3 protein-coding genes are annotated in these 1,620 nt (G+C 35.7%); all 3 read right to left on the bottom strand.

The window, feature by feature from the left end; translation table 11 throughout:
- Positions 1-119: 119 nt before the first annotated feature.
- From AABE15_RS04000 to AABE15_RS03990, 3 genes are read right to left on the bottom strand one after another with little or no spacing between them, the layout of a single operon-like run.
- Positions 120-506, bottom strand: coding sequence for a RidA family protein (locus AABE15_RS04000; RefSeq protein ID WP_338329989.1), 387 nt, complete (start codon positions 504-506; stop codon positions 120-122).
- A gap of 14 nt (positions 507-520) precedes the next feature.
- Complete coding sequence (locus AABE15_RS03995; protein ID WP_338329988.1) at positions 521-841, bottom strand: AzlD domain-containing protein; 321 nt, start codon at positions 839-841, stop codon at positions 521-523.
- Entirely contained in the window at positions 842-1,558 is a 717-nt protein-coding gene (locus AABE15_RS03990; protein ID WP_338329987.1) for an AzlC family ABC transporter permease, read from the bottom strand.
- Positions 1,559-1,620: the final 62 nt, after the last annotated feature.

Genomic DNA, 1,620 nt, shown 5'->3' with positions numbered 1-1,620 from the left:
CAATAAAGCACGGTTATACCCTAAATATAACCGTGCTTTATTTATATATTGATTGAACTGAATGCATTTAAACTCTAAAATGGATCCATCAAGATTTAATGGATCCCCGCAAAAGAAATTTATTTTCTTACAGCAATTACTTCGATTTCAATTTTTGCATCTTTAGGAATACGTGCAACTTCAATACATGACCGCGCAGGAAAAGAGGCCTTGTGTTCGTTAAAAAAATCTTGATAAACAGAATTCATCTCTGCAAATTCTTTTAAATCTTTCATAAATACCGTTGTTTTTACGATATTACTTACGCTTAATCCAGCTTCTTCAATAATGGCTTTGACATTATCCAATGAACGCCTGGTTTGATCAGCAATAGACTGAGGAAATTCACCTGACACTGGGTCAACCGGTAATTGACCTGAAGTAATTACGAGACTTCCCAAATCAACAGCCTGAACATAAGGTCCTATAGCAGCAGGTGCTTTTTTTGTATCAATAACCTTAGTCATAAATATACTTATCCTTACATAAATTGATTTAATAATATTAGTGAGCTGACACCAATAATAACCACCCACAGCAGCCCTAATCTAAAGCTACACAATATACATATAATTGCAGCGATCACTTTATGATTATGCAAATCAAACTGCATATTGGAATGAACATCTAATACTTGAATAGCTATAAAAACGGGAAAGACCGTTACCGGTACAAAACGCAATGTTTTAACTACGCGTTCGCTCATTTGGATTTTATCAGAAATTCCGATAAAAGAAAAGCGAACTAAAAACGTAACCGCAGCCATACCAAGCGTCAATGACCAAAAAAAGATACTGTTCATTTAAGCAACTTTCTCCAAAGATGAAGCTAAATTTTTCTTTTCTTCTGCCAGATCTACACAAAGTCCTGCAATAACGCCCAGCAACGATGCAATAAGAATACCTAAGGAGTATGGCAATACAACCAATAAAACCCCTGACATGGTGGCGACTACGGCAGCTACAGTGCAAGCCTGACTTTTAATCTGTGGAATAACAATAGAGATGAAAGCTGCTATCATGGCAAAATCTAGGCCATATTTTTCAATATGTGGAACAGCAGCGCCAACAACAGCTCCCATAAAATTAGCTAAAACCCAAAAGAACCAAAATGTTAGCATTACGGTAAAATAGTAAAAATATTTACTAGCTTTGTTCTCACCCAATTCTTTAATAGTTACAGCAAACGCTTCATCCGTCAAAGCATAGGAAAGAAAAATTTTTTTCCACAATGGCGCAGTTTTAACATGACTCGAGACGGAAGCACTATATAAAATGTGTCTTAAATTGACAATAAAGGTTGTTAGAATAATAATACCTAAATTAGCCCCGTTTTTTAACATATTCAATGCGACCATTTGGGCAGATCCCGCAAGCACAATGCAAGACCATGTTGTGCTTTGCCAAACACTCATGCCCATAGTGATACTTAATGCCCCAACGATAAAAGAAAAGGGAAAATCCCCAATACACATGGGCATAATTGCTTTGACGGCGTTTACAAACACCTTTTTATTCATGAACTAAATCCTAGCAAATATTTCTTAGAACATTAATTATGTATATGTAGGTTAACCAATAG

Origin of the sequence: Commensalibacter sp. Nvir (assembly GCF_963921845.1) — a bacterium.
Taxonomy (GTDB): Bacteria; Pseudomonadota; Alphaproteobacteria; order Acetobacterales; family Acetobacteraceae; genus Commensalibacter.
The sequence above is the reverse complement of the archived record's forward strand: the minus strand, read 5'-3'. Positions and strand labels throughout refer to the sequence as shown.

Coding starts and splice junctions, on each gene's coding strand:
- AABE15_RS04000 (WP_338329989.1), bottom strand. CDS start 506: ATGACTAAGGTTATTGATACAAAAAAAGCACCTGCTGCTATAGGACCT.
- AABE15_RS03990 (WP_338329987.1), bottom strand. CDS start 1,558: ATGAATAAAAAGGTGTTTGTAAACGCCGTCAAAGCAATTATGCCCATG.
- AABE15_RS03995 (WP_338329988.1), bottom strand. CDS start 841: ATGAACAGTATCTTTTTTTGGTCATTGACGCTTGGTATGGCTGCGGTT.